22 protein-coding genes, 1 tRNA gene and 1 pseudogene are annotated in these 19,127 nt (G+C 70.8%); 15 read left to right on the plus strand and 9 right to left on the minus strand.

Annotated elements, in window-relative coordinates:
* The first annotated feature begins 112 nt into the window (after positions 1–112).
* From JK361_RS00555 to tgmC, 6 genes are all read left to right on the plus strand, one after another.
* A complete protein-coding gene (locus tag JK361_RS00555) occupies positions 113–541 on the plus strand; it encodes an ATP-binding protein (RefSeq protein WP_236052293.1) in 429 nt (142 codons plus the stop codon).
* Entirely contained in the window at positions 538–774 is a 237-nt protein-coding gene (locus JK361_RS00560) for a hypothetical protein (protein ID WP_201813589.1), read from the plus strand. The genes JK361_RS00555 and JK361_RS00560 overlap by 4 nt, the downstream gene beginning before the upstream one ends.
* A 289-nt stretch (positions 775–1,063) precedes the next feature.
* Positions 1,064–1,330, plus strand: a complete 267-nt coding sequence (gene tgmA, locus JK361_RS00565; protein ID WP_201813590.1) for a putative ATP-grasp-modified RiPP — start codon at positions 1,064–1,066, stop codon at positions 1,328–1,330.
* Positions 1,330–2,100 carry an MvdC/MvdD family ATP grasp protein gene (locus JK361_RS00570; protein WP_236052294.1) on the plus strand — a complete coding sequence of 257 codons (771 nt, stop codon included), beginning with the start codon at positions 1,330–1,332 and terminating at the stop codon, positions 2,098–2,100. Before tgmA ends, JK361_RS00570 begins: the two co-directional genes overlap by 1 nt.
* Before the next feature lie 8 nt (positions 2,101–2,108).
* Entirely contained in the window at positions 2,109–2,294 is a 186-nt protein-coding gene (locus JK361_RS40880) for a hypothetical protein (protein WP_236052295.1), read from the plus strand.
* Positions 2,291–3,415 carry an ATP-grasp peptide maturase system methyltransferase gene (tgmC, locus tag JK361_RS00575; RefSeq protein ID WP_201813591.1) on the plus strand — a complete coding sequence of 375 codons (1,125 nt, stop codon included), beginning with the start codon at positions 2,291–2,293 and terminating at the stop codon, positions 3,413–3,415. Before JK361_RS40880 ends, tgmC begins: the two co-directional genes overlap by 4 nt.
* 140 nt (positions 3,416–3,555) lie before the next feature.
* Here tgmC and JK361_RS00580 read toward each other — a convergent pair.
* Positions 3,556–3,629, minus strand: a tRNA-Pro gene (locus JK361_RS00580).
* A 45-nt stretch (positions 3,630–3,674) separates the two neighbouring features.
* A complete protein-coding gene (locus JK361_RS00585; protein ID WP_201813592.1) occupies positions 3,675–5,105 on the minus strand; it encodes an MFS transporter in 1,431 nt (476 codons plus the stop codon).
* Between the two features lie 210 nt (positions 5,106–5,315).
* On the opposite strand from JK361_RS00585, the gene JK361_RS00590 reads away from it, so the two are divergent.
* Entirely contained in the window at positions 5,316–5,894 is a 579-nt protein-coding gene (locus JK361_RS00590) for a TetR/AcrR family transcriptional regulator (protein WP_201813593.1), read from the plus strand.
* 72 nt (positions 5,895–5,966) lie between these two features.
* On the opposite strand, the gene JK361_RS00595 is transcribed toward JK361_RS00590, so the two are convergent.
* Positions 5,967–6,488 (minus strand): hypothetical protein, encoded by a 522-nt coding sequence (locus JK361_RS00595; protein WP_201813594.1) that lies wholly within the window; start codon positions 6,486–6,488, stop codon positions 5,967–5,969.
* Between the two features lie 141 nt (positions 6,489–6,629).
* On the opposite strand from JK361_RS00595, the gene JK361_RS00600 reads away from it, so the two are divergent.
* The gene (locus tag JK361_RS00600) at positions 6,630–6,974 is read left to right on the plus strand and encodes a cupin domain-containing protein (protein ID WP_201813595.1); all 345 of its coding nucleotides are present in this window, start codon (positions 6,630–6,632) and stop codon (positions 6,972–6,974) included.
* A 23-nt stretch (positions 6,975–6,997) separates the two neighbouring features.
* On the opposite strand, the gene JK361_RS00605 is transcribed toward JK361_RS00600, so the two are convergent.
* Entirely contained in the window at positions 6,998–8,017 is a 1,020-nt protein-coding gene (locus tag JK361_RS00605; RefSeq protein ID WP_201813596.1) for a LacI family DNA-binding transcriptional regulator, read from the minus strand.
* 119 nt (positions 8,018–8,136) lie between these two features.
* Here JK361_RS00605 and JK361_RS00610 point away from each other — a divergent pair, with 119 nt between their 5' ends.
* From JK361_RS00610 to JK361_RS00620, 3 genes and pseudogenes are all read left to right on the plus strand, one after another.
* Positions 8,137–9,288, plus strand: coding sequence for a Gfo/Idh/MocA family protein (locus JK361_RS00610; RefSeq protein WP_201813597.1), 1,152 nt, complete (start codon positions 8,137–8,139; stop codon positions 9,286–9,288).
* A gap of 201 nt (positions 9,289–9,489) precedes the next feature.
* Positions 9,490–9,723 (plus strand): annotated as a pseudogene (locus tag JK361_RS00615) (SDR family oxidoreductase); the annotation flags it as partial.
* Positions 9,724–9,830: 107 nt separating this feature from the next.
* Complete coding sequence (locus JK361_RS00620; protein WP_201813598.1) at positions 9,831–10,835, plus strand: Gfo/Idh/MocA family protein; 1,005 nt, start codon at positions 9,831–9,833, stop codon at positions 10,833–10,835.
* A 54-nt stretch (positions 10,836–10,889) separates the two neighbouring features.
* On the opposite strand, the gene JK361_RS00625 is transcribed toward JK361_RS00620, so the two are convergent.
* The 5 genes from JK361_RS00625 to JK361_RS00645 all read right to left on the minus strand — a co-directional run bounded on the left by JK361_RS00625 (position 10,890) and on the right by JK361_RS00645 (position 15,151).
* Positions 10,890–11,087: a hypothetical protein gene (locus JK361_RS00625; RefSeq protein WP_201813599.1), complete on the minus strand. Its 198-nt coding sequence runs from the start codon at positions 11,085–11,087 to the stop codon at positions 10,890–10,892.
* 143 nt (positions 11,088–11,230) lie between these two features.
* Positions 11,231–12,139: a sugar phosphate isomerase/epimerase family protein gene (locus JK361_RS00630; RefSeq protein ID WP_201813600.1), complete on the minus strand. Its 909-nt coding sequence runs from the start codon at positions 12,137–12,139 to the stop codon at positions 11,231–11,233.
* Position 12,140: 1 nt separating this feature from the next.
* On the minus strand, positions 12,141–13,052 hold the full coding sequence (locus tag JK361_RS00635) for an ATP-binding cassette domain-containing protein (RefSeq protein WP_201813601.1): 912 nt from the start codon (positions 13,050–13,052) through the stop codon (positions 12,141–12,143).
* Between the two features lie 3 nt (positions 13,053–13,055).
* Positions 13,056–14,132 (minus strand): ABC transporter permease, encoded by a 1,077-nt coding sequence (locus JK361_RS00640; RefSeq protein WP_201813602.1) that lies wholly within the window; start codon positions 14,130–14,132, stop codon positions 13,056–13,058.
* On the minus strand, positions 14,132–15,151 hold the full coding sequence (locus tag JK361_RS00645) for a sugar ABC transporter substrate-binding protein (protein WP_201813603.1): 1,020 nt from the start codon (positions 15,149–15,151) through the stop codon (positions 14,132–14,134). Before JK361_RS00645 ends, JK361_RS00640 begins: the two co-directional genes overlap by 1 nt.
* A gap of 178 nt (positions 15,152–15,329) precedes the next feature.
* Here JK361_RS00645 and JK361_RS00650 point away from each other — a divergent pair, with 178 nt between their 5' ends.
* From JK361_RS00650 to JK361_RS00665, 4 genes are all read left to right on the plus strand, one after another.
* Complete coding sequence (locus tag JK361_RS00650; protein ID WP_201813604.1) at positions 15,330–15,533, plus strand: hypothetical protein; 204 nt, start codon at positions 15,330–15,332, stop codon at positions 15,531–15,533.
* A gap of 268 nt (positions 15,534–15,801) precedes the next feature.
* Positions 15,802–17,115 carry an ABC transporter substrate-binding protein gene (locus JK361_RS00655; RefSeq protein WP_201813605.1) on the plus strand — a complete coding sequence of 438 codons (1,314 nt, stop codon included), beginning with the start codon at positions 15,802–15,804 and terminating at the stop codon, positions 17,113–17,115.
* Positions 17,116–17,123: 8 nt separating this feature from the next.
* On the plus strand, positions 17,124–18,104 hold the full coding sequence (locus JK361_RS00660) for a carbohydrate ABC transporter permease (RefSeq protein WP_201813606.1): 981 nt from the start codon (positions 17,124–17,126) through the stop codon (positions 18,102–18,104).
* On the plus strand, positions 18,101–18,988 hold the full coding sequence (locus JK361_RS00665; RefSeq protein WP_201813607.1) for a carbohydrate ABC transporter permease: 888 nt from the start codon (positions 18,101–18,103) through the stop codon (positions 18,986–18,988). Before JK361_RS00660 ends, JK361_RS00665 begins: the two co-directional genes overlap by 4 nt.
* Positions 18,989–19,127: the final 139 nt, after the last annotated feature.

The following is a 19,127-nucleotide window of genomic DNA, read 5'->3' on the forward strand; positions in this document are numbered from 1 at the left end:
GGGGAGTGCACCCGTGAACGCGCCCCGGCGGTGCCCCGCCCGCAGGTTTCTCCCCCGAGGCACGCGGGCGGGGCCTCCCCCCAACCGCCCCGACCAAGGCGTGACGATGACCATGACCGACGATCAGGTGAGACCAGGCCGGCAGCACCCGCGCCAGAGCATCACCCTCGCGAGCGAGGCCGCCAGCGTTCCGACAGCACGTCAGATACTCCGCGAGGCGTGCACGGAATGGGGCCCGGACCAGGGGGCCGCCGAGACCGGCGCGCTCCTCATGTCCGAGCTGGTCACGAACGCGATCCGGCACGGCCACTCCCATAGCGTCCGGGTGATCGCGGAACAGCCGGCGCCTGACCGGCTCCGCGTCGCTGTGGTCGACAAGTCCCGCCACTGCATGCCCGAGCTGCACCATCCCGGGCCGGACGCCTTCGGCGGCCGGGGCCTGCTCCTGGTCGACCTGCTTTCCGACCGCTGGGGAACCGACCTCCTTCCTTGGGGGAAGAAGGTCTGGGCTGAGATTCTGATCAAGGCGGACAGCCCGTGACCGGCCGCCACCGCATGCCCGAACCGGACGGGGTGACCGCCGGGGCGAGCCTGCTGGGCGCTGGCGTCGTCGGTCTCGGCCTGGTGGCGTCGATCGTGACCAGCGAGACCCGGACCGCCCCAGCCACCGCCGCATACTCCGCACCCGACGCCGAGCCGTCGGCAACCGTCCTTACCGCCGCCCACCTGGACGCACAGCACGCCTGCCGCTGCGGCCCACGGGCCACCCCGTGATCCCCGCCCCGGGGCCGGTCGCCTGCACGGCCGCCACGCCCCCGCACCCGGCCACCGGGGCGGGGACCAGGCCCGCGCAGTGCACCCGCCGCACCCGCGCGGGCCTGGTCCCCGCCCCCGTCGGGGACCGTCCGGCCGCCTGCCCAATTCCTCTGGGGCGGGCGGCCTCTGAGCCCTCGGCCGGGGCTCGCTCGTTCACACCTGCCGCCTCGGCCGGGCCCTGTTCGCCATCTGGAATCACCAGACGGCGAGTGACACCGTTGGATCACCTGAGAGACGAAGGAGACTCATGCAGCAGCCCTTAGCGCCACTGGATCAGGTCGCCCCCTGGGGACTCGGACGCATGCGGCCCTACCCGACTGCGGCCGTCCTCCCCGCCGCCCGGCCCGTCCTGGACCCGGACACGCAGGTCCCCGCATGGGTCGGCCGCGACGGCGCACCGCTGACGGTGGAGGCCAAGCACAAGCGGTCGGAGACGTCGCAGGAGACGAGCACGAAGACCAGCCTGGACGGCACCCCGGACCAGGGCAGCGACCAGAACGGGGACTCTGACTGATGGCTGTGGGTGGGCCGCCCGTCCTCGTCGTCACGCGCTTGGACGACGCGACCGCGGACGAAGTGATCACCGAACTGAACCGGCGTCGCGTGCCAGTGGTCCGCCTGGACCCCGGCGACTTCCCCCGCGAGGTGACCTTGTCCGGCACCTTCGACAGCATCGGACCCGGCGGCGCCCTCGCCACCGGATCCCGGACCGTCGACCTGTGGAACGTCCGGTCGGTGTACTGGCGGCGGCCCACCCCCTACACCGCCGACCGCGCCATGGACGAGCAGACCGGCCGATGGGCCGTCGAAGAAGCCCGCTACGGGCTCGGCGGCATCCTCGCCGCCCTCCCCGGCGCCCGCTACCTGAACCATCCCTGGCGCAACCGGGATGCCGAGTACAAGCCGGCGCAACTGGCCACGGCCGCCGCCTGCGGCTTCACCGTGCCACCCACGCTCATCACGAACGACCCCGGCCGCGTTCGCGCCTTCACCGACGAGCACGGCCCGGTCATCTACAAGCCGCTCAGGGAGACCGAGTACACCGACGACACCGGCCGCGCCCTGACGGTGTGGATCGAAGACGTCACCCCCGACCAGATCGACCGGCAGATACGCCACACCGCGCATCTCTTCCAACAGCGCGTCGCGAAGACCGCCGACATCCGCCTCACCGCCGTCGGCGACCACCTCACCGCCGTCCGCATCGACGGCTCACCCGGCGTGGACTGGCGCCGCCACTACGACCGGCTCACCTACACGTCCGTGCCCGTCCCCCGGAGGTAGCCAAGGGCGTGCGCGCCTACCTGGACGCCTTCGGCCTTGTCTTCGGCGCCTTCGACTTCGGCCTAGACCATGGCGGGGCCTGGCAGTGGTACGAGTGCAACCCCAACGGTCAATGGGCCTGGTTCCCCGATCACATCACCACCCCGATCACCCGCGTCATCGCCGACCACCTACAGCACGGAGCCCCCGCATGACCGATCCCAGCGCCCTGCGCCGCCAACTCGCCGCCGCTGTTCCCGCGGTCGACCCGGCATGGCGTACCGCCCTCGAAACGGTGCCCCGCGAACTGTTCATCCGTGATGGCCTGTTCCAGTTCGACGGCCGCCAGTGGACCCCCGTGCACCGCGACCAGACCAACCCCGGCAAGTGGCTGGGGCTCGTCTACCAAGACATCACCTGGGTCACCCAAGTCGACGGCACCACCGCAGCCGACGCGGCCGGGCCCGTCACCGGCCACCCCACCTCGTCCAGCACGCTGCCGTCCCTGATCGTGCGCATGCTCGACCTCGCGCAGATCCGCGAGGGCGACAAGGTGTTGGAGATCGGCACCGGTACCGGCTACTCCACCGCAATCCTCTCCAGCCGCCTCGGCGACAAGAACGTGTACTCCATCGAGTACGACCCGGGCTTGGCCGCCGCGGCGGCCGACCACATCCACGCAGCCGGTTACCAGCCCACCCTCATCACCGGTGACGGCCTCGCCGGGCACAAGGACGGCGCCGAATACGACCACATCGTGGCCACCTGCGCCGTCCGCCACATCCCCCCGGCCTGGCTCTACCAGGTACGCGACGGCGGAACCATCACCACCACCATCAGCGGATGGATGCTGGCCTCCGGCCTCGTCCGCCTCACCGTCCACGACGACGGCACCGCCACCGGCCGCTTCCACACCGACCAGATCAGCTACATGCTGGCCCGTCCCCACGAACGGCCGCCCCGGCCCACCTTCCACCAGCACCCCGGCACCACGCGTCCCACCCGCGTGAACCCCGCGCTCCTGGAGGACTGGACCGGGCAGTTCCTCGCCCAGCTCGCCGCACCGTCCGCCGAACTCGTGACCACCGGCACCGGCGTGGTCCTGGTGGACACCGCCACCGGCTCACAGGCATGGACCGAACCGGCCGGAGACGGCTGGACCGTGCACCAGCACGGACCGCTCAACCTCTGGGACCAGGTGGAAGACGCCCTCACCACCTGGCAGAGTGCAGGATCACCCGCACAGACCGGCTTCGGTCTGACCGTAGAACCGGACGGCACACAGCGGGTATGGATGAGCGCCCCAGATGGCCCTTCCTGGGACCTGCCCGTGTAGCACCGCACGCAGCAAGGAGCGACGTGGCCGACCCGGACACCGGCCGATATCTGGCGATTCCCCAGCACCCGCCACCACCTCACCGAGGAACGCCAGCAGCCCGCCGACCCGTTGTTGCAGGTCGGCGGGCTCTGCCACCGTCGGGACGACAGGATTTGAACCTGCGACCCCTTGACCCCCAGTCAAGTGCGCTACCAAGCTGCGCCACGTCCCGTTGCGCTCCCACACGGAGCGTTCCGTGTGATCACGCAGGTCAACACTACCGCACCCGCGCGGGTGCCCGTGTCGACCCCGGCACGGGACGCGGCTCGGCGGGTCGGCCGGGGCGGCGGACCGGGACGAGGAGGGCCGCGCCGGCCGCGGCCAGGCAGAGCAGGGCCAGCAGGGCCCAGCCGTGGGTGTAACCGGAGGCGTACGGCAGGCCCGACGGCTGGAGCCGGCCGGTGACCAGGACGCTGGTGAGCGCGGCGCCGATGGAGCCGCCGATGGTGCGGATGTTGGCGTTCATGCCGGTCGCGGCACCGGTCTGTTCCACCGGCACGCTGCCCACGATGAGGTTGGCCATCGAGGCGAAGGCCAGTCCGATGCCGAGGCCGAACAGCCCCGCGACGACAGCGATCTGCCACTGGGCGTCATGCCAGAGGGTGAGGAAGCCGCAGGCCAGCGCGCCGAAGGCGGCCCCCGCGGTGAGCAGTGCCTTGGTGCCGACGCGGGGCTCCAGGCGGCCCGACAGGATGCCGGCGAGGAACATCGCGACGAGCATGGGCAGCATCAGCAACCCCGAGGCGGTCACGCTGGCACCGAAGCCGTAGCCGGCCGCGGCCGGCGTCTGGACGAACCCGGGCAGGAACGACCATATGGAGTACATGCCGGCGCCGAACAGCAGGGCGGCGATGTTGGTCGTCCACACCGCGGGCAGCCGGAGCACCCGCAGATCGATGAGCGGGCTGCGCGAACGGGCCTCGGCCGTCAGCCACACCGCGAACAGCAGAGCGGCGACGGCGAACAGGCCGAGCACCTTCGCCGAGCCCCAGCCCCACTGCCCGGCCTGGCTGAGGGGCAGCAGCAGGGCCACCAGCCAGCCGGAGAGCAGCACGGCGCCAGTCCAGCTGACCTTCCCCTCCGCCCGCTTGGGCGACTCGGGGACATGGCGCAGGGCGATCAGGACGGTCACGGCGACGATCCCCACCGGGATCCAGAACAGCCAGCGGTAGTCGAGCGCGGACACGATCGGGCCGGCGGCCACCATGCCGACTCCGCCGCCGGCCGCGATCACGGCGGAGAGGTTGCTGATGCTGCCGCTGACCTCGGCCGGGGCGAACTCGTCCCGGATGATGCCGAAGGAGAGCGGGAACAGGGCGCCCCCGATGCCCTGGACGGCCCGGGCGACGATGAGCACGCCGATGTTCGGGGCCAGCGCGGCGACGAGACAGCCCGCGAGGACGGCGAACAGGACGGCGACGAGGGTCCGTTTCTTGCCGGCGAGGTCGCCGACCCGGCCGAGGATCGGGGTGAAGACCGAGGCGGACAGCAGATAGGCCGTCATCACCCAGGTCGCGGTGGACTGGGAGGTGTGCAGGGCGTGCTGGACGGTCGGCAGGGCCGGCGCGATCAGCGACTGAAGCATGGAGAACACGCCGGCACCGGTCGCGAGGACCGCGAAGGTGAGGCGGGTCGACGGGCGGGACATGAAGCAGCCTCTCCGAGGACGGGGGCGCGGAAGGCCGAATGCCGAGGGGCACGGTCGGACGGGCCGCGCGAGGGTGAGGGGGTGCGTAGTCGGCTCCCGGGCCGCGTCCGGCCACGGCGGAGCCACCCCGCACTGGTAAAGTGGAGGTACCCCTCCACTGTAGCGGAGGTACCCCTCCGGTTCAATCGACGCTCTTCCCGGGAGGCAGCAGTGACGGCCACGCCGTTCCCCGTCAGCGAGATCGTGGCGACCCGCCGCCCGCACCGTAAGGACGCCGCCCGCAACTACGACGCCCTGCTCGAAGCCGCCCGCGCGGCGTTCGCCGAGCACGGGGCCGACGCCTCCCTGGAGGACATCGCCCGGCGCGCGGGCGTCGGCATCGGCACCCTGTACCGGAACTTCCCGACCCGCCGCGATCTGTTCGAGACCGTCTACGCGGACGAGGTCAACACCCTGTGCCGGGCGGCCGTCGAACTCGCGGACCGGGAGCCCTGGGCGGCGCTGACGGCCTGGCTGGACCGGTTCGCCGGGTACATGGTCACCAAGCGTGCGGTGCGCGAGGCCCTGGACGGCGAGTCCGACATCTTCCAGGCGTGCCGCGAGTCCATGTACGCGGCCGGCGGTCCGCTGCTGGAGCGGGCACAGCGGGCCGGCGCCGCGCGGGCGGACATGGACTTCGGGGACCTGCTGCGGATGGTCGCCGGGATCACGGCGACGGTCTTCGACGACGACGCCCAGCGGGACCGGGTCCTGGCCATCGCCATGGACGGAGTCCGCGCCGTCCGCTGACACCGCCCCGCCGCGCCCTGCCCATCACCCCGGCACGGAGTCCGCGCCGTCCGCTCACACCGCCGCTCCCGGCTACTTGATGATCGCGTTCGCCACCACCACGATCAGCCCGAGCATCGCGTCCCCCGTCCCCATGAGGACGGCGACCGGCCAGCGCCGCCCCGACCAGCGGGCCGTGAGGAGGCCGAGCACGAACAGGATCAGGATGTTGAGGGCGAAGGCCGTGTACTCGACGCCCTGAGCGGCCCACCAGCCCAACCGCGCGCCCGCCAGCAGGAGGGCCGTGGGCAGCACGGCCGTGACGAGCGGCCACTCGTTGCGCATGGCGAGCAGGACGTCCCACCGGCGGTGGGGAGTTCGCTCGGCGATGTAGTGGGCGTACCCGTGGGCGAGTGCGGAGGCGCACGCGGTCACCAGCACCCACGCCGCGTCGTAGCCCCGGACCTCCGCGGACGTGTGCCCGTACCGGGTGAGCGCCGCGACCATCGAGCTGGCGAGCACGGCGCCGTACACCCCACCGAACAGGACGGCCTCACGCGTGCCGTGCCCGGACGATGCCGGGCCCGGCGCCGTGGAGACCGTGGAGTCAGCCATGTCCCCACGATCACCCGGCCCCGGCACCCCCGCCAGTCCGCGCCGCTGGCCCGCACCCCGACGAAGTGTCCCCCGACCAGGCCCGACGCCCCACACACTGTCCACGGCGGCTGGGCACGCGCGCCGACTAGGGTCGGCCGTATGACGCACAGCTTCGCGCTCCATATCCCCGACGCCGACCTCGAACCCGAGCCACTGGACCCGGAACAGATCGTCTCCGGAAACCCCGAGGTCACCGGAAAGGTGGTCTGGGAGTCGCCGGACGGGCGGCAGATCCGGGGCGTCTGGCAGATCACCCCGGGCGTGGTCACGGACACGGAGGCGGACGAGCTGTTCGTCGTGATCAGCGGCTCGGCGACGATCGAGGTGGCGGACGGGCCGACACTGCGGGTGGGGCCCGGCGACATGGCGGTGCTGCGCGCCGGCGACCGCACGACGTGGACCGTGCACGAGACGCTGCGCAAGGCGTACGCGATCAACCTCTGACGGCCGGGCCGCCCACCGCCCGGTTACGACGCCGCGCCGGCCGGCTGCGGACGGTCCGGCGGTCCCGTCGTTCCGCGCACCTGGAGCGTCGGCGGTGCCAGCTGGACGCCGCCGTCGCCGCCGTGACCGGCCAGGCGGTCCAGCAGGCAGCCGGCGGCGCGCCGGCCGGCCTCGTACGGGGCGGTGTCCACGGTGGTCAGCCAGACGTGCCGCAACCGGGAGATGCCGGTGTTGTCGTACCCCGCCACCGACAGGTCCCGGGGCACTCCCAGCCCCAGCTCCACGGCCGCGGACAGCGCGCCCACCGCGGCCATGTCGTTGACGGCGAAGAGCGCCGTGGGCCGCTCCGCTCGGCTCAGCAGCCGTACGGTTCCGCGGTAGCCGCTCTCCTCGGTCAGGTCGCCCGGTTCGACGAGCGGCTCGGCGCCGTGCGCCCGCATCGCCGTCTCGAAGCCGCGCCGGCGCAGTGCGCCGACGGCGCCGTGACCCGCCAGGTGCGCGATCCGGCGGTGGCCGAGCCCGAGCAGGTGCTCGGTGACGAGCCGGGCACCCCGCTCGTCGTCCCCGGCGACGACGTCCACGCCCGGCGGTTGCGCCTCGCGGGCACCCGCCACGACCACCGGTATCCGCCGGGCCAGCGTGCCGAGCGCACCCGCGTCCGGGACGGTGCCGACCACCACCAGGCCGTCGACACCCAGGTCCGTGAAGGGTTCGGCGAGGGCGTGGCCCATGCGCCGGTTGAGGCGGGCGTCGGCGAGAAGCATGTGCAGGCCGGCCGCGTGCAGCAGGGAGTTGAGGCCGTCGAGCAGTTCCACGAACCAGGGGTTGCGCAGGTCGTCCAGGACGACGCCGACGGTGCGGCTGCGCTGTTCACTGAGGCTGCGGGCCGCGGCGTTCGGGCGGTAGCCCAGCTCCCGCACGGCCCGCAGCACCGCCTCCCGCTTCTCGGGGCGCACCGGGCCGGAGCCGCGCAGCACGAGCGAGACCAGTGACTTCGACACGCCGGCCCGTTCGGCCACGTCGCGGATGGTCGGCGGTCTCATGACATGGACCGTTCCATGCGGCGTGCCGTGCTGTCAAAGGGTTGACACGCTGGCCATGTCCGAACAAAGGTGAGCCACATCGTGCGTGGACCGGTCCAAGTGCACCAGGAAGGGCTGTCATGGTGGAAGCGCTGGGTGTCGCCGTCGTCGGATTCGGCTGGATGGGTCGCGTGCACACCCAGGCGTACGCCCGGCTCCCGCACCACTATCCGCGGCTCCCGCTGCGGCCGCGGCTGGTCACGGTCGCCGAGGAGGTGCCGGGGCGGGCCGAGGAGGCCGCCGAACGCTTCGGGTTCGCCTCCGCGACCCGCGACTGGCGCGAGGTGGCCGCCGACCCGCGCGTGCGGGCCGTCAGCATCACCGCGCCGAACTTCCTGCACCGGGAGATCGGCGTGGCGATGGCCGAGGCCGGCAAGCACGTCTGGATCGAGAAGCCGGTGGGCCTGACCGCCGGGGACGCCCGCGCGGTCGCCGACGCGGTCGCGGGGGCCGGCGTGCAGGGCACGGTCGGTTTCAACTACCGCAACGCGCCCGCCGTGGAGGCCGCCCGCGAGCTGATCGCGTCCGGCGAGATCGGCAGGGTCACCCACGTCCGCATCCGTCTCTTCAGTGACTACGCGGCCCACCCGGACTCCGCCCTGACCTGGCGCTACGAGCGGGAGCGCGGCGGCAGCGGGGTGCTCGGCGACCTGGCCTCGCACGGTGCGGACCTGGCCCGCTTCCTGCTCGGGGACATCGCCTCCCTCACCGCCGACACCGCGGTCTTCCTGCCGGAACGGGCCCGTCCGGCCGGGGCCACGGCCGGCCATGCCCGGGCCTCGGGCGGTGAGCCGGGCCCGGTCGAGAACGAGGACTACGTCGGCTGCCTGCTCCGCTTCGCCTCCGGCGCCCGCGGGGTCCTGGAGGCGTGCCGCGTCTCGGTCGGCGAGCAGAACACCTACGGCTTCGAGGTGCACGGCACACGGGGCGCGGTGTTCTGGGACTTCCGCCGGATGAACGAGCTGGCGGTGAGCCGCGGGACGACGTACCAGGACCAGCCGGTGAGCACGGTGTACGTCGGCCCGGGCGCCGGCGAGTTCGCCGCGTTCCAGCCGGGCGCGGCCAACGCGATGGGCTACGACGACCTCAAGGTGATCGAGGCCTGCCGCTTCGTACGCTCCATCGCCGAGGGCACGCCGTACGGCACCACCCTCGCGGACGCGGTGTACAGCGCGACCGTGCTCGACGCGATGGCGGAGTCCGCGGAGAGCGGCCGGTGGGTCGGTCTGTAGGCGGCCCGGCCGGCGGGCATGCCGTACGGAGGTGACCATCTGGATCGCCGAAGGCAGCGGCGCGGCGCGCCGGGGAAGCGCATCACCAGGTGACAGGCCTCGCGCGGATCGTGCCGCGGATCGTGGAGGAGCACGGCGGAGGGCGGCCTGCGGCCGCCGGGAGAGATGAGGGGCGCATGGGACTTCTCGACGACTGCGGCCAACGGCCTGAACATCGGCTGGACGGCGACGGAGGGCGAGGACGCCATCCAGCGTGCCTTCCACGGCGCCGGCGACGACTGGCGGGAGCAGGCCGGGGCCCGGCTGCCGATGGGCAGGCTGGGCCGGCCGGAGGAGATCGCGGACTTCGTGGTCCTCCTGCTGTCCGACCGGTCCGGGGTGGTCACGGGGTCGGTGATCGACTGGGACCAGAACGTGCTGGGCGGGCTGGACTGAGCGGTCCGGCCGGTCCGGCGAGGAGGACGAGCCCGAAGGGCGACCGGGGCCCGGGGCCGAGCCCCCGGCCAAGGGACAGCAACCACGTACAAGGAGCAGCTGAGCACATGCGCATCGGAATCCTCGGTCTCGGCCGCATCGGCGCCTTCCACGCCGAGACCCTCTCCGGCCTCGACGCCGTCGAGTCGCTCGTCGTCACCGACCCGTTCGCGGACGCGGCCAAGGCCGCCGCCGAGCGGTTCGGCGCCGAGGTCGCGGACTCGCCGGAGGCCCTGCTGGCGGCCGGCGTGGACGGCATCGTCGTCGCGGCGGCCACGGACGCCCACCCGGCGCTGATCAGGGCGGGGGTGGCGGCCGGTGTGCCGGTCTTCTGCGAGAAGCCGGTGGCCCGCACCATGGCGGAGGGCGTCGGGGTCCTCGAGGCCGTCCGGGGCAGCGGCGTGCCGATCCAGATCGGCTACAACCGGCGCTTCGACACGGGCTTCGCCGCCGCGCGGGCCGCCGTACGGGCCGGTGAGCTGGGCAAGCTGCACACGGTCCGGTCCACGACCCTGGACCCGGCGCCCCCGCCGGCCGCGTACGTCGCCGCGTCGGGCGGGATCTTCCGCGACTGCTCCGTGCACGACTTCGACATCATCCGCTGGGTGACGGGCCGTGAGGTCACCGAGGTGTACGCGGTGGGCGGCAACCGGGGCGCCGACTACATCGCGGCGGCCGGCGACGCGGACACGACCGGCGCGATCCTGACCCTGGACGACGGCACGATCGCGGTGGTGTCCAATTCCCGGCACAACGCGCGGGGTTACGACGTGCGCATGGAACTGCACGGCTTCGCCGACTCGATCGCCGTCGGCCTGGACGACCAGCTCCCGCTGCGCTCGGTCGAGCCCGGGGTGACCTTCCCGTCCGGCACTCCGCACGACTTCTTCATGGACCGCTTCACCGCCGCCTACCGCGCCGAACTCACCGCGTTCACCGAGGTCGTGGCCGGCACCCGGCCCTCTCCGTGCACCGTCGAGGACGCCTTGGAGGCCGGCTGGATCGCCGAGGCCTGCACCCTGTCGCTGCACGAGCACCGGCCGGTGACGCTCGCGGAGGTGCGGGGGGAGTGAGCACACGGGTGACGGCGCCCGGGCAGGTGCCCGGGCGCCGTCACCCGTGTCGGGTCAACCGCAGTAGCGGATCAGCCACTCGTCCGCGTTGTACGTGTCCCGCGCCGGGTCGGGCCGGGTGGCCGGCCTCGATTCCACCGTGTCCTGCGGGCGTATCCGTTCCGGCAGGTGCCCGAAGCGCTCGTGACGCCGGGCGGCGGCCGCGTCGGCGGTTTCCCGGGGTGTCTCGTGGAGTTCCGTGTGGTGTGCCATCTCGTCCTCCCGTCCGCGCGGGCGTTCCCCGTTGTCGGTGAGAACGCCCGCGTGCCCCTGCTTGGTTCCCGGCCACCCCCTGGCCGAATCCGTCGGGGTACCGCAGGAACCGGGGCGGGCGGGGGCCCCGTCGGGGCGGAGCCTCAGGCTCCGCAGGAGCGCAGGAAGCGCCGGGTGCGCACCGCGATGGGCAGCGGTGTGTCCGGCTCGCACGGGTACATGTCCTGCTCGACGATGGCGAACAACTCCACTCCCAGCCTCTGCGCCGCCTGGAGCACCGGCCCCAGCTCGGGGATCCCGGAGGGCGGTTCGCACATCACCCCGCGCTGCACGGCCGGCCCGAACGGCACCCCGCCCGCGACCACCCCGGCGAGGATCTCCGGGTCGACCTGCTTCAGGTGCAGGTACCCGATGCGCTCGCCGTAGGTCTCGATCAGCTTGACGCTGTCGCCGCCGCAGTAGGCGTAGTGCCCGGTGTCCAGGCAGAGGCCGACCAGCCCGGCGTCGGTCGAGTCCAGGAACCGTTCGACGTGTTCCTCGGTGTCGATGTGGGTGTCGGCGTGCGGGTGCACGACGATGTCCAGGCCGTAGGTCTCCCGGACCTCGTGGCCGAGCCGCTCCATGCCCTTCGTCAGGTGGGCCCACTGTTCGGCGGTCAGCTCGGGCGGCTCCAGGATCTCGGCGGTCTTGTCGTCGCGCCAGAAGGACGGGATCACCACCAGGTGCCGGGCGCCCACGGCCCGGGTGAGCGCGGCGACCTGGCTGACGTGCGCCCAGGTCTCCTCCCAGACGGCGGGCCCGCGGTGCATGCCGGTGAAGACCGTGCCCGCGGAGACCTTCAGGTTCCGCCGGGCCACCTCCTCGGTGAGCCGCCCCGGGTCGGTGGGCAGGTAGCCGTACGGGCCCAGTTCGATCCACTCGTAGCCGGCCTCGGCGACCTCGTCGAGGAAGCGGTCCCACGGCACCTGACGCGGGTCGTCGGGGAACCAGACACCCCAGGAGTCGGGGGCGGAGCCGACCCGGATGCGGTCGAGCGGGGTGGGGTGCGGCATCTCAGGGGGTTCCTTCCGGGGAGGTCGCCACGGGTGCGGTGAGGTCGCCCTCCTCGGGCAGTTCCTCGACGTCGACGCCGCGGACCTGGGCCAGTTCGTGCTTGAGCGCGGCGAGTTCGGCGCCGCCGGCCATGTGGTTGGTCAGCTCCTCCAGGCCGATCTCGCTGCGGTCGGCGGACAGTTCGAGGGTGCCCAGGCGCAGGACGCTGAAGTGGTCGCCGACCATGTAGGCGTGGTGCGGGTTGTGGGTGATGAAGATGACGCCGAGGCCGCGGTCGCGGGCGGCGGCGATGTACTTCAGCACCACGCCGGACTGCTTGACGCCGAGGGCGGCGGTCGGCTCGTCCAGGATGAGGACGCGGGCGCCGAAGTAGACGGCGCGGGCGATGGCCACGCACTGGCGCTGGCCGCCGGAGAGGGTGCCGATGGGCTGTTCCAGGTCGTCCAGGACGATGCCCATGTTGCGCAGTTCCTGGTCGGCGGTGGCCTTCATCCGGGCGATGTCGAGGCGGCGGACGGGCCAGGGGCCCCGGGTCATCTCCGAGCCGAGGAAGAAGTTGCGCCACACCGGCATCAGCGGGACGGTCGCCAGGTCCTGGTAGACGGTGGCGATTCCGCGGTCGAGGGCCTCGCGGGGGGTGGCGAAACGCACCGGCTGCCCGTCGACGAGGAACTCGCCCTCGGTGTGCTGGTGCAGCCCGGAGATGATCTTGATGAGGGTGGACTTGCCGGCGCCGTTGTCACCGAGCACGCAGGTGACCCGGCCGGCGCGGACGTCCAGGTCGACGCCGTGCAGGGCGCGGACGTTGCCGTAGGACTTGCCGGCGCCGCGCAGTTCGACCAGGGGCCCGTCCGGGGCGGGCGCGTCGTCCTTCAGGACCGCGCCATGGGTTCCGGCTGTGTTGTCAGTCATGGGTCACCTCCGGGTCGCCGCGCGGCCGACCCACAGATTGATCAGGACGGCGCCGAGGAGCATCACGCCGAGGAATGCCTTGAACCAGTCGGGGTTCCAGCCCGCGTAGACGATGCCCTGCTGCACCATGCCGAACATGAACGCGCCGAAGACGGGGCCGATGGCCGAGCCGTATCCGCCGGTGAGCAGACAGCCTCCGATGACGGCCGCGGCGATGTAGATCAGCTCCTGGCCGACGCCCTCGCCGGACTGCACGGTGTTGAAGGAGAACAGGTTGTGCATGCCGATGAACCAGGCGCCGAACCCGACCAGCATGAACAGCGAGATCTTGGTGAAGTGGACCGGGACGCCGACCGCGCGGGCGCTTTCCTTGTTGCCGCCGACCGCGAAGATCCAGTTGCCGTACCTGGTGCGCAGCAGCACCCAGGTGGCCAGTGCGGCGAAGACCAGCCACCAGATCACGGTGATCTTCACCTCGACCCCGCCCACGTCGAACGAGGAGGCGAAGACCTTCTTGGCCTGGTCGAAGCCGTCCATGTCACTGATGTCGTCGGTGGCGACGTTGCCCGTGACCAGCTTGGTGACCGCGAGGTTGGCGCCCTGGAGGATCAGGAACGTGCCCAGGGTGACCAGGAAGCTGGGCAGCCCGGTCCTGACCACCATCCAGCCGTTGATCCCGCCGATCGCGAGGGACACGACCAGGGCGACGATCACCCCGGTCCACACGTTCAGGGTCAGCTGGTAGCTGAGCATGCTCGCGGTGAGTGCCGAGGAGATCACCGCGACGCCCGCGGACAGGTCGAACTCGCCGCCGATCATCAGCAGGGCCACCGGCAGTGCCATGATCCCGATCGTCGACGACTGGTACAGGATGTTCGCCATCGAGCTGCCGTCACGCACCGGCGGCGCCGTGATCAGGAAGAACACCAGGACGGCGACGGCGCCGAGGAAGACGCCCACCTCGGGCCGCGCCAGCAGCCTCAGGGGCAGCGAGCGGCGGGTGGTGCGGCCGTCGGCCTGCTTCCGGCCGGACGCCGGCGGCCTGTCCACCGCCGGCTGAGCCTGCTGGGACATGCTCATCACCGGGTGCCCTTCGCGGCGTACTCGGCGACCTTGTCGACGTTGGACTTGTCGACGAAGGCCGGTCCGGTGAGCACCGGCTGCTCACCGCCGCCGCTGTAGTTGCCGTTGTTCTTGTAGAGCCACAGTGCGTCGACCGCCAGGTAGCCCTGAAGGTAGGGCTGCTGGTCGACGGCGAACTCGATGGTGCCGTTCTGCACCGCCTTGACCAGTTCCTTGTTGAGGTCGAACGTGGCCACCTCAGCCTTGCTGCCGGCGTCGCCCACCGACTGGACCGCGGTCAGGGCGTAGGGGGCGCCGAGGGTGACGACGGTGTCGACGGAGTCGTCCTGCTTCAGCTTCGCCGTGATGGTCGACTTCACGGACGGCATGTCGGTGCCGTTCACGTACAGGTTCTCAGTGGTGCCCTTGAACGTCTTCTTCACACCGTCGCAGCGCTGGGTGAGGCCGACGTTGCCCTGCTCCTGGATCACACAGACGATCTTCTTCGCGCCGGTGGTGTTGAGCTTGTCACCGAACGCCTCGCCCGCCACGCTCTCGTCCTGCCCGAAGAACTCCAGCAGGCCGAGCTTCTTCCAGTCGCTCACTCCCGAGTTGAGGCCGACCACCGGGATGCCGGCCTGCTCCGCCTTCGCGATCACCCCCTTCATCGCGTCGGGCTTGGCCAGGGTGAGCGCGATGCCGTCGACCTTCTGGTCGATCGCGTTCTGCACCAGGCTGGCCTGGTTGCCCGCGTTCGGGTCGGCGGAGTAGACGAGCTTGACGTTGTCCTTGGCCGCCGCGGCCTCCGCTCCCTTGCGGACGGTGTCCCAGAAGGTGTCACCGGGAGCCTGGTGGGTCACCAGCGCGACGGTCATGCGGGGGGTGTCGGCCTTGCCCGCGGCGGCGTTCGCCGCTTCCTCCTCGGCCTTCTTGCCGCCGTGACTGCTGGAGCAGCCGGCCAGGGTGAGAGCCGCCGCGGCGGCCACGGCCACCAAGGGGGCCGGTCTGCGGGAGCGGGGGCGAGAAGAGCAGTCCATCTTTCCTGCACCTCACTGTGCGTGCGACGGGGCAAGGGACGCGGATGCGTTGGGACGGGATACAAGCCTCTGCCGGGCGCGCTGTCAATACTTTGTTAAGACATCATTTCACGAACAGGTCCGAATGTAAGTACAAACCATGGGCACCCTCACCTTTCCGGCCCTGAACCTGAGAGGCATGAGCCCAGTACACCGCACCCCGCAGCGAACGGCACCGGGTGATCGCGCACTCGATCCGCCGGCCTTCACGCCGGCCCGCGCGAGCCCGGCGCCGGTGCACCACCGGCTCGCCCGGCAGTTGGAGGAGGCCGCCGGCCCCCGCGGGCCCCACCGGGGGGCGACCCGGTGTGCGCTCGACTTCCGGCTGCTGGTCAGAACCTGAAACGGAACCACCTGTTTCGCACAGCCCCCTCGGCCGTCCGGGCCGCGGGGGCTTCTTCGTGCATCCGCCCCAACGACGCAGGTGGCAATGACGATTACGTTTCGGGCAAGAGACACCCGAGTGCGACCGGAGCTATTGACTCATGCGCGGACATGGGGATGTCATTACCGCCACGATGTTCGGTCGAGTTGATTTCTGATCGGTTTCGAAGAGCTTCCGGTGATCAACTCATCCCCTTGGCCGAACCCCGGATTCCTCAGGAGCCGCCATGCGCCTCTCCCCCTCCGGTCTCTCCCTCTCCGGCCCCAGCCGGCGTTCCCTGCTGCGCGGAGCGGGTGGTGCCACCCTGCTCGCCGGGGCCGGCATACCTTTGCTGTCCGCCTGTGGAGGCAGCGGTTCCGGCTCTGATCCGAAGACCGTCACGGTCGGCTCCAACGCCTCGGACGCGGTGCCGAAGGCAGCATTCGAGAGCGTGTACGCGGCCTTCAAGAAGCAGTCCGGCCTGACCGTCGACGTGAACACGAAGGACCACAACACCTTTCAGGAGCAGATCAACTCCTACCTACAGGGCACTCCGGACGATGTGTTCAACTGGTTCGCCGGATACCGCATGCAGTTCTTCGCGGCGAAGAAGCTGGCCACGCCGATCGACGACGTGTGGGCGAAGATCGGGGACAACTTCCCCGAGGCGATGAAGAAGCTCAGCAAGGGCGAGGACGGCAAGTACTACTTCGTGCCGCTCACCACGTATCCGTGGGCGATCTTCTACCGCAGAAGCGTCTTCCGGCAGCACGGTTACCAGATCCCCGCCACGTGGGACGACTTCGTCGCCCTGCTGAAGCAGATGAAGAAGGACGGCCTGGTCCCGCTCGCCTTCGGCGACAAGGACGCCTGGCCGGCGATGGGCACCTTCGACCAGATCAACTTCCGTCTCAACGGCTACGACTTCCACGTCGAACTGATGTCGGGCAAGGCGTCCTGGACCGACGCCAAGGTGAAGGACGTCTTCGACCACTGGGCCGAGATCCTGCCCTACCACCAGGACGGCTTCATGGGCCGTACCTGGCAGGACGCCGCGCAGACCCTGGTGTCGAAGAAGGCCGGCATGTACCTCCTGGGCTCCTTCGTGGCCCAGCAGTTCACGAACAAGGCCGACCTGGACGACCTGGACTTCTTCGCCTTCCCGGAGATCAATTCCACGTACGGCCAGGACACGGTCGAGGCACCGACCGACGGCTTCATGGTCAGCAAGTCCCCGAAGAACCACGCCGGTGTGGTCGAACTGCTGGAGTACCTGGGCAGCCCGGCGGCCGAGGCGCTGTACCTCAAGACCGACCCGAGCGTGGTGGCCGCCTCCGACAAGGCCGACACCTCCGCGTACTCGGCCCTTCAGAAGAAGGCGTTCGAGATGATCGGCGGCGCCAAGAGCCTCACCCAGTTCATGGACCGCGACAGCCGCCCCGACTTCACCTCCACGGTGATGCAGCCCGGCCTGCAGAAGTTCCTCCAGAACCCCAAGGGCGTGGACAGCCTGCTGTCGTCCGTCGAGCGCCAGAAGAAGACGATCTTCGCGTCCTCATGAGCGGCCCGATGACCACCGACACGACGACGAAGACCCCGGCGCCGGCAGCCGTGCCACCGCCGGGGGCCGCGCCCGGGAAGAAGCGGGTCACGCACGGCCACCGGCGCCTGCTGACCCGCCGTGACCGGTTCACGCTCGCCGTGATGGCGGGCGTGCCCACCGTCCTGCACGTGATCCTGGTCTGGGTCACCGCCATCGCCTCGATCCTCCTCGCCTTCACCACCTGGGACGGCATCGCGTTCGACTCGATCAAGTGGGTCGGCCTGGACAATTTCCGCCAACTGTTCACCGAGAACCCGCAGTTCTGGCCGGCCGTCCAGCACAACCTCATCTGGTTCGCCGCGCTGATCCTGGTCCCGACGCCGTTCGGCCTGTTCCTCGCCGTCCAGCTGGACAAGCGGATCCGGTTCACGCGGGTCTACCAGACCGCGTTCTTCCTGCCCGTCGTCATCTCGATGGCGTGCATCGGCTTCGTCTGGCAGCTGGTCTACAACCCGGACACGGGCCTGATCAACAGCATCATCGGCGCCAACGAGCCCGGCCACTACATCGACTGGATCGGCGACCCCGACCTCAACCTGTGGGCCGTCCTGATCGCCGCGTCCTGGCGGCACGCCGGCTACATGATGATCCTCTACCTGGCCGGCCTGAAGAGCGTCGACCCGTCGCTGCGGGAGGCCTCCGCGCTGGACGGCGCGAACGAGTGGCAGACGTTCCGGCACGTCATCTTCCCGACCCTGCGCCCGACCAACACGGTCGTCCTCGTCGTCACCATCATCGAGGCACTGCGCGCCTTCGACCTGGTCTTCGTCTTCAACAAGGGCGCCCAGGGCACCGAGTTGCTGTCGATCCTGGTCACCGACAACATCATCGGCGAGTCCAGCCGGATCGGCTACGGCTCCGCCATCGCCGTCGTCCTGCTGGTGATCTCCCTCGCGGTGATCATCCCGTATCTGATCGCCACCTTCCGGAAGGAGCGGCGCGCATGAGCGGCACCACCGTCCCGCTGAAGCGGCGCGCCCCGGTCCGCCCGGCCCGGGTCCTGCTGCACGTGTTCCTCGCCGGTACGGCGCTGGCGTGGCTGGCCCCGCTGCTGTGGGCGGTCTTCTCGGCCCTGCGCCCGTACAGCGAGACCAGCGACAAGGGCTACGTCTCCTGGCCGGACACGCTGAGTTTCGACAACTTCACGAACGCCTTCCAGCAGTCGGTCATGCTCCACTACTTCGGCAACACGCTGGTGATCGCCATCCCGGCCGTGCTGCTGACGCTGTTCCTGTCCTCCTGTGTCGCCTTCTACGTCAGCCGGTTCGACTTCCGCCTCAACCTCGCGCTGCTGCTGGTGTTCACGGCGGGCAACCTGCTCCCCCAGCAGGTCCTCATCACCCCGCTGTACCGGCTGTACCTGCTCACGGACCTGCCGGGCATCACCGCGAGCGGCAAGCTGTACGACTCCGCGCTGGGCCTCGTCCTGATCCACGTGGCGTTCCAGTCCGGGTTCTGCGCGTTCGTGCTGAGCAACTACATGCGCTCGCTCCCGCACGAGCTGACCGAGGCCGCCCTGGTCGACGGCGCCTCGGTGTGGCGGCTGTACTGGCAGATCACGCTGCCGCTGTGCAAGCCGGCGATGGCGGCCCTCGCGACCCTGCTGTCCATCTGGATCTACAACGACTTCTTCTGGGCCCTCGTGCTGATCTCGACGGGCGAGAACATGCCGATCACCTCGGCGCTGAACAACCTGTCCGGGCAGTACTTCACCGACCCCAACCTGGTCGCCGCCGGCTCCCTGCTGACCGCGATCCCCACCCTGGTCGTCTACTTCGCGCTTCAGCGCCAGTTCGTCAGCGGCCTGACGCTCGGCTCGAGCAAGGGCTGAGGCCGTGGTCAGCGGGCCGCGTCCAGCGGGGCCCGCTGCTCCCCGGCGAGTTCCCGGCCGACGGCGGCGAGGGGCTCGTCGCGGCGGGTGGCCGGGGCGGTGCCGATCGTGCGGTACTTCATGCCGGTCCCCGCCGTGC

Origin of the sequence: Streptomyces musisoli (genome assembly GCF_016741855.1) — a bacterium.
Classification (GTDB): domain Bacteria; phylum Actinomycetota; class Actinomycetes; order Streptomycetales; family Streptomycetaceae; genus Streptomyces; species Streptomyces musisoli.